At 71.2% G+C, this 7,892-nt stretch carries 6 protein-coding genes; 1 reads left to right on the plus strand and 5 read right to left on the minus strand.

The window, feature by feature from the left end:
- The 5 genes from VFM98_RS24820 to VFM98_RS24840 all read right to left on the minus strand — a co-directional run.
- On the minus strand, positions 1 to 1,363 hold a 1,363-nt coding region (locus VFM98_RS24820; RefSeq protein ID WP_325112563.1), incomplete at its 3' end, for an Hpt domain-containing protein.
- 19 nt (positions 1,364 to 1,382) lie between these two features.
- Positions 1,383 to 1,745 (minus strand): response regulator, encoded by a 363-nt coding sequence (locus tag VFM98_RS24825; protein ID WP_325112564.1) that lies wholly within the window; start codon positions 1,743 to 1,745, stop codon positions 1,383 to 1,385.
- On the minus strand, positions 1,742 to 2,623 hold the full coding sequence (locus VFM98_RS24830; RefSeq protein WP_325112565.1) for a response regulator: 882 nt from the start codon (positions 2,621 to 2,623) through the stop codon (positions 1,742 to 1,744). The genes VFM98_RS24825 and VFM98_RS24830 overlap by 4 nt, the downstream gene beginning before the upstream one ends.
- Positions 2,620 to 3,468: a serine/threonine-protein kinase gene (locus VFM98_RS24835; protein WP_325112566.1), complete on the minus strand. Its 849-nt coding sequence runs from the start codon at positions 3,466 to 3,468 to the stop codon at positions 2,620 to 2,622. Before VFM98_RS24835 ends, VFM98_RS24830 begins: the two co-directional genes overlap by 4 nt.
- On the minus strand, positions 3,468 to 5,078 hold the full coding sequence (locus VFM98_RS24840; RefSeq protein ID WP_325112567.1) for a protein kinase domain-containing protein: 1,611 nt from the start codon (positions 5,076 to 5,078) through the stop codon (positions 3,468 to 3,470). Before VFM98_RS24840 ends, VFM98_RS24835 begins: the two co-directional genes overlap by 1 nt.
- A 224-nt stretch (positions 5,079 to 5,302) precedes the next feature.
- Here VFM98_RS24840 and VFM98_RS24845 point away from each other — a divergent pair.
- On the plus strand, positions 5,303 to 7,892 hold a 2,590-nt coding region (locus VFM98_RS24845; RefSeq protein WP_325112568.1), incomplete at its 3' end, for a DUF2126 domain-containing protein.

A 7,892-nucleotide genomic window follows, 5' to 3' on the forward strand; every position in this document is an offset into this window, starting at 1 on the left:
GCTCGGTGCCCTCGCCCGAGATCTTCAGCTCCACCCGCTTGCCCAGGCGGTGGGACAGCTCGTGCACCACGCGCGGGAAGCGCGAGAACACGTTGGAGATCGGCAGCATGCGGATGGCGAGCACCGCTTCCTGCAGGTTGCGCGTGTGGCGCGCGAGGTCCGTCAGCCCGCTGTTGCTGCCGTAGCGGCTGTCGAGCGCCGCGTCGGCCAGCGCGCCATTGCGCTGGAGCATGGCTTCGGTGATCACCAGCTCGCCCACCAGGTTGACCAGCAGGTCGATCTTCTCGGTGGCCACGCGGATGAAGGTGGTGTCGTGCGCCGCGCCGAGCGCCGCTTCGTGGACCTCGGGCGCGGGTGCCGGGGCGGCACTGGCCGCAGGCGCGGACGCCGGCTGCGCCGCCGCAACCGCGGCCGCGGCGCGCTCCTTCTTCCACTCTTCCGGCGAGATGAAGAGGTCGATCGAGCCGCCGTGGTCGCCGGCGGGGCGGTCCTTCTTCAGTTCCTCGGGCGTGACGAACAGGTCGATCGAGCCGCCCGCCGGCGGCGCCGCCGCGGCGCGCTGCCGGAATTCGGCCGGGTCGAGGAAGAACTCGTCTTCCGCCTCATTGGCGGCGGGGATGGCCGGTGCGACGGCCTGCAGTTCGGGCGCGGGCGCCGGCACCACCGGCTCGGTCACACCAGCCTGCGGTTGCAGCGTCTCCAGCACGATCTGCTCGGGCGGCACCACCAGCGCCAGCACGCTCTGCAGGTCCGCCGCGGCGCCCTGCAGTGCCACCTCGAAGGAGACGCCGCCGCCCTCGACGTTGTCGATCACGGTGTCGGCGATGGTGCCCATCTCGGCCAGGCCGGTGAGCATCATGTCCAGTTCGAGTTCGTCGATCGGGGTGGCCAGCGGGCCGAGCTGCACGCGGAAGCTGCGCGTCACCGGGCCGGCCTGGCCGCCGCGCGCATCGGCGGCGGGCTGCGCCACGCGCTCGCGCAGCAGGGCCTCGACGGCGCTCGCGTCCGGCGCCTCGGCGCGGTTGCCGCGGCGATGCTGCACCTGCAGGCGCAGCACGTCGCCCGCCTTGAGCATCGCGTCGATGTCGGCGCCCGCCAGCGGCCGCTCGTTCTTGCGCAGCAGGTCGAGCAGGTTTTCCTGCAGGTGCGTCAGTGCGGCGATCTCGCTGCAACCGAGCATCGCGGCGCTGCCCTTGATGGAATGCACCGCCCGGAAGATCGCATTCAGGTCGTCGGGCTGCGGGGCCTCGACGTCCATGCGCAGCAGGATGGCCTCGACGTTGCCCAGGTGCTCCTGCGCTTCCTCGAAGAAGATGGTGCGGAAGGCGAGCGGGTCGCCGAAACTGTTCGAAGGCTGGAACATGCGCGCCTCCCTGGCCGCTTCAGATGAATTTGCCCACGATGTCCAGCATGCGCTGCGGGTCGAAGGGCTTGGCCATCCAGCCCGTCGCCCCCGCCTCGCGGCCCTTCTGCTTCAGCTCGGGGCTGGCCTCGGTGGACAGCACGATCAGCGCCACCGCGTCGTAGTTGGAGAGCCGGCGCAGCTCGCGCACCAGCGTCACGCCGTCCATGCGCGGCATGTTGTGGTCGGTCACCACCAGGTCGAACACGCGCGTGCGCGCCAGCTCCAGCGCCTCGACGCCGTCGCCGGCCTGCGCCACTTCGTAGCCGGCACCCTCCAGCACCGCGGCCACCATGGCTCGCATGGAGCGGGTGTCGTCCACCACCAGAATCGACTTGCTCATTTCTTGACTGCTCCGGAACGCTCGCGCTTGCGGCTGCTGGGAAGGAACTTGGCGATCACCTCGAGGAGGCGGTCCTCGTCGAGCGGCTTGGTGAGGTACTCGTCGCAGCCGGCGAGCGAGCCGCGCAGCTTGTCGAAGGGCGAGCTGCGGCTGGTGAGCATCACCACCGCCGTCTTCTTGATCGCGTGCTTGTTGGCCTTGATCAGCTTGCAGACCTGGTAGCCGTCGATGCCGGGCAGCACCACGTCCAGGAACACGCAGGCGTATTCGCGCTGGCCGGTCAGGCCCACCGCCTCCTCGCCGGTCTCGGCGAAGTCCACCTCGAACTGGAAGGGCGCGAGCTTGGCCTTCATGAACATGCGCACGGAGGCGTTGTCGTCGACGACCAGCACGGTGTCGCCGGCGGCGCGCTTGTGCGCCGCGGCGCCCTCGAAGCCGCCGCTGTGCGGCGTACCGCTGCGCCCGGCGCTGCTGGCCGACAGCGTGTGGCCCAGGGGCAGCGTGCCGTCCTCGTCGTCGCGCTGGCGCGCCGCACCGGAGCCGGCCGCCGTGGTGACGGTCTCCTCCAGCGCCTGCAGCAGGCGGGCCCACTGGATCGGCCGCGGCAGCAGCGGGAAGCCGAGGCTGTCGACCCCCGAGCCGATCATCACGGCCGGCAGGTTGGCGCGGCGGCTGAGCATCTTGAATTCGCTCATCGCCTCGCGGTTCTCGGCGTCGACCAGGTAGATTCCCGCCGAGCCGCTCACGGTGGACGCCGGGTCGTACTGGACGAATCCGGGATCGCGCCGCGCCGCCAGGGCGAAGATGCTCGCGAGCATCGAACGCTCCACCGCGTTGAAGCCGATCACGTCGACCAGGTATTGTTCGTTCACATTCACGGTAACCACCTCTGGGCCAGCAGCCCGAGCACGGCGTCCGCATCCGGAAGCCGTTCCTTCACCTCTTTTGCAAGCATGCGGTCGATCAGCGGCTGCAGCGGCGCGATGTCGGCCGGCAGGCGCGGCGGCGGCGCCACGAGGTGCTGCGACAGCACCTCCATCAGCGTCTCGCCGGGAAACGGGGGGCAGCCGCACAGCATCTCGTGCAGCAGCACGCCGAGGCTGTAGACGTCGGCCGCGGGTGCGGCAGCCGCGCCTTCGAGCTGCTCGGGCGCGACATAGCGCGGCGTGCCGACCACGGCGCCCGGCTGCGCGCGCGCATCGGGCGCGCCGGTGGGTGCGACAAGGCCGAAGTCGGCCAGCACCAGTTCGCCGGTGGCGCGCAGCAGCAGGTTGTCGGGCTTCACGTCGCGGTGCACCAGCTGGTGCCGATGCAGTTGCGCCACCGCCTCGGCGGCCTGCCGCAGCAGCACCAGCGCCTCGGCGGCGGTGCCGCCCTGGCCGATCAGGCGGCGCAGGTTGCCGCCCGGCAGGTATTCCATCGCGAGCCAGCCGCAGCCGCCGCTTTCGCCGCAGCCGTGCACCTGCACGATGTGCGGGCCGGCCAGCCGCGCCGCGATCGCGTATTCGCGCATCAGGGCGCCGTCGCCGGCGGGCTGCAGCTTCAGCACCACCTCGCGCGCGCCGTCCACGTCCCACGCCAGCCAGACGGCGCCATGGCGGCCGCGCCCCACCTGGCGCTGCAGCCGGAAGCCGGGGATGCGGGGCGCTGCCGCGTCGCACGGCCCCGGGGCACGCGAAGCACGCCAGGCTGCAGCGGCGGGCGCGGGCGGCTGGGGAACCATCAGAGACCCATGCGGGCGAGGTCGTCGAGCAGGGCCTGCGCCGACGGGTATCGCTGTTCGTGGTCCTTGGCCATGAGGCTTTCCATCACGGCCTGCAGGTGGGCGTGATCGGGCGGCAGCAGCGGCACCGGGTCCTGCACGTGCATGCGCAGCAGCTCCTGGGCGGAGCCGGCGTGGTAGGGCTTGCGGCCCGTGAGCAGCTCGTAGGCCATCACGCCCAGGCTGTAGATGTCGCAGCGCGCGTCCACCGGGCGGCCGAGCGCCTGCTCGGGGCTCAGGTAGTAGGGCGTGCCCACGATGTCGCCGTCGCCGGTCTCGGTGATCTTCATCGAGGTCTGCTTGGCGACGCCGAAATCCGCCAGCGCCAGGCTGCCGTCGTGGCGCAGCATCAGGTTGTCCGGCTTCATGTCGCGGTGCACGATCCCCACCTGGTGGATCGCGCCGAGGCCGGCGGCGGCCTGCTTCAGGTAGGCGATCGCGGTGTCGGGGTCGATCGGGCCGGCGCGCATGCGCTGGCGCAGGTCGCCGTTCGGAAAGTACTCCATCGCGATGTACGCGTGCGCCACCGAGAAGTCCTGCCGGTGGATGCGCGCGACGTTGGGATGGTCGATCTGCGCCAGCAGCGCGTATTCCTGGATGAAGCGCTGCAGGGCGTCGCCTTCCAGGCCCTGGTCCAGCCGCATCACCTTCAGCACCTGCGGCGGGCCCCCTTCGGCCGGTTGCGCGAGGTAGATCGAGGCCATGCCGCCGTCGCCGATGCGGCGCAGCACGCGGTAGCCCTCGATCAGCAGGTGGGTGCCGGAGGTCGGGGCGTTGGGCACGGGCGCGGGCACCACGGTCCGGCGGCGCGCATGCTGGTTGGCCTGCAACGCGTCGCGCAGCCGGGCGAACACCTGCGGCGGCGTGCGCGAGCCGCGGCGCGGCACCAGGCCGGTGACTTCGACGATGTCCAGGAAGCTGTTGTCCGGCAGGCCGACGGAGCCGATGCGGCCGCCCTCGGCGCGGCCGGCCGCCGCGAGCCGCGTGCCGGCGGAGGTGGCGATGCTCCAGTTCAGGTCCATCGCCGTGAGTTCGAGCAGGCGGGCCACTTCCACCGCCTCGCCGGCCGCGTGGACCTTGCCATTGGTGCGGCGCGACAGGTCGGCCACGCCCAGGTGCACGCCCGCGGCGAGCGTCACCGGCGGCAGGTGCGCCAGTTCGGCGCGCTGGGCGACCGCGTGGGCCAGTTGCACGGCCTCGTGCACCAGCAGGATCGCGGCGTGCAGACCGCGCTGCGCGTGGTTCGGCTTGCGGTCTTCCGGCTTGTTGCTGAAGACCGCCAGGATCGAATCGGGACGGCGGGTCGCGACCTCCCCACTGAGCTTGAGCACCGGCTCGGTGAGGATGCGCCGCACTTCGTTGACGAAGCTGGCCGCCTCGTCGGCGCCGAGCGCGTTGCAGATGTCCGTGAAGCGGTGCAGCCGCGCGTACACGATGGTCGCCACGGTGCTGACGGTGTCGACGACGCTGCCGTCGAGACCGGAGCTCAGGTGCGAGCTCGAAGCGAAATCGCCCACGGCCGGCGCGCGCGGCGCTTCGGCGGTGGGTCGGGCGTCGAGCAGTTCTGGCATCGGTTACTTCGTGGCGCTCAGCAGTGTACATTTGGACACAAGCCAGGCTTGCGCCTTCGTCACCTCGTCGCAACCGCTCATCTGACCGACTTCGAGCGTAACTGACCTAAGTCAGGAAACCGGGGCCGCCGCGGCCCGCGCCGCCGGCCGGAAGCTGGCGCCGACGGACGGCCGCCGCGCCGGTCCGACCCCACACGGACTGCTGTTGCTACGATGCAGCGGCCATGTCCATCCATGCTGCGCTGAACCACGTCACGCACTACACGTACGATCGACCGGTGATGCTGGGGCCGCAGGTGGTGCGCCTGCGGCCCGCACCCCATTGCCGCACGCGGGTGATCTCCTACTCGCTGCGGGTCAGCCCGGCGCGGCACTTCGTCAACTGGCAGCAGGACCCCTTCGCCAACTACCAGGCGCGGCTGGTGTTCCCGGAGAAGACCACCGCGTTCGAGGTGACCGTCGACCTCGTGGTGGAGATGGCGGTCCACAACCCCTTCGACTTCTTCCTCGAGCCGGGCGCGGAGACCTTTCCCTTCCGCTACGAGCCGCAGCTGGCCGAGGAACTGGTGCCCTACCTCGCCTGCGAGCCGCTCACGCCGCGCGTGCAGGCCTACCTGGAGCAGATCGACCGCAAGCCGCAGCGCACGATCGATTTCCTGGTGGCGCTGAACCGGCAGTTGCATCACGACGTGAAGTACCTGATCCGCATGGAGCCCGGCGTGCAGCCACCCGAGCAGACGCTGGAACTGGCCAGCGGCTCCTGCCGCGACTCGGGCTGGCTGCTGGTGCAGTTGCTGCGGCGGCTGGGCCTGGCGGCGCGCTTCGTCTCCGGTTACCTGATCCAGCTCAAGCCCGACGTGAAGCCGCTGGAAGGTCCGGCCGGCACCGAGGCGGACTTCACCGACCTGCATGCCTGGTGCGAGGTCTACCTGCCCGGCGCCGGCTGGATCGGGCTCGATCCGACCTCGGGCCTGCTCGCCGGCGAAGGCCACATCCCGCTCGCCTGCACGCCGCAGCCTTCCGGCGCCGCGCCCGTCGAAGGGCTGGTCGACGAATGCGAGGTCGCGTTCAGCCATCGCATGCAGGTCACGCGCATCCACGAATCGCCGCGCGTGACCCAGCCCTACACCGAGGACCAGTGGCAGGCGGTGCTGGCGCTGGGCGATCGGGTGGACGACGCGCTGCGCTCCGGGGACGTGCGCCTCACCATGGGCGGCGAGCCGACCTTCGTGGCGGTGGAGGACCGCGACGCCGCCGAGTGGAACACCGATGCCCTGGGCCCGACCAAGCGCGGCTACGCCACCGAGCTGGTGCACAGGCTGCGCGACGAATACGGCCGGGGCGGCTTCCTGCATTTCGGCCAGGGCAAGTGGTACCCGGGCGAGCAGTTGCCGCGCTGGGCGCTGTCCATCTGCTGGCGTGCCGACGGCGAGCCCTGCTGGCGCAACCCGGCCCTGTTCGCCGACGAACGCCGGCCACAGCGCTGCACCACGGACGATGCGCACCGCTTCGTGCGGCGGCTCGCGGGCAAGCTCGGGATCACGGACCGCCACGTGCAGGCCGCCTACGAGGACGTGTTCCATTACCTCTGGCGCGAACGCCGGCTGCCGGTGAACGTCGACCCCTTCGACGCCCGGCTGGACGACGAACTGGAGCGCGCCCGCCTGCGCCGCGTGTTCACGCAGAAGCTCGATGCGGTGGTCGGCTACGTGCTGCCGCTCGCGGTGCAGGAGGATGCGGCGCCTTCGGATGGCGCAGGCGCGCGCTGGCAGACCGGCCCCTGGTTGCTTCGCGACGAGCGGCTGTACCTGATTCCGGGCGACTCGCCCCTGGGCTATCGGCTGCCGCTGGAGAGCCTGCCCTGGGTGAGCGAGGCCGACTATCCCTACATCGTGGCCCAGGATCCGATGGCACCGGCCGCGCCGCTGCCGGTGTACGACCGGCTGCGCGGCCACTACGTGCAAGGGAGCGCTTCGGCCCGCGGCGAGGCGCCGCGGGTGCGGCAGGAAGGGCCCGGGCGCGCGCAAGCCTCCGGCGGGCAGGAGTCGCCCGAGCGCGCGCCGGCCCGCTTCGAATCCGCGGCTGGCATCCCGCGCACCGCCCTCTGCGTCGAAGTGCGCGATCCGCAGCGCGCCAACGGCCCGAAGGCCGAACGCGAACACGGCGGCCAGGGCGGCCTGCTGTACGTCTTCATGCCGCCGCTGGCGCGGCTCGACGACTACCTGCAACTGCTCGCCGCCGTCGAGGCGACCGCCGAGGAGCTCGAACTGCGCATCGTTCTGGAAGGCTATCCGCCGCCGCGCGACCCCCGGCTGAAGCTGCTGCAGGTCACGCCCGATCCCGGGGTGATCGAGGTCAACATCCACCCGGCGCACGATTGGGGCGAGCTGGTGCAGCACACCGAGTTCCTGTACCAGGCCGCCTTCGAGAGCCGCCTCTCGGCCGAGAAGTTCATGACCGACGGCCGCCACACCGGCACGGGGGGCGGCAACCACTTCGTGCTGGGCGGCGCCACGCCGGCCGATTCGCCCTTCCTGCGCCAACCGGAGCTGCTGGCTTCGCTGCTGCTGTACTGGCACAACCATCCGAGCCTCAGCTACCTCTTCAGCGGGCTCTTCATCGGCCCGACCAGCCAGGCGCCGCGCGTCGTCGAAGCGCGCAACGACCAGCTCTACGAGCTGGAGATCGCGCTGAGGGAGATCGAACGCAACCGCCGGCTGCACGGCGAGGCCATGCCGCCGTGGCTGGTGGACCGGACGCTGCGCAACATCCTGGTGGACGTCACCGGCAACACGCACCGCAGCGAGTTCTGCA

The sequence above is a fragment of the Ramlibacter sp. genome, assembly GCF_035706265.1.
GTDB lineage: Bacteria > Pseudomonadota > Gammaproteobacteria > Burkholderiales > Burkholderiaceae_C > Ramlibacter.

Excerpts from the sequence above, each read along its gene's own strand:
- VFM98_RS24835 (WP_325112566.1), bottom strand. The coding sequence starts at position 3,468 with ATGGTTCCCCAGCCGCCCGCGCCCGCCGCTGCAGCCTGGCGTGCTTCG.
- VFM98_RS24825 (WP_325112564.1), bottom strand. The coding sequence starts at position 1,745 with ATGAGCAAGTCGATTCTGGTGGTGGACGACACCCGCTCCATGCGAGCC.
- VFM98_RS24840 (WP_325112567.1), bottom strand. The coding sequence starts at position 5,078 with ATGCCAGAACTGCTCGACGCCCGACCCACCGCCGAAGCGCCGCGCGCG.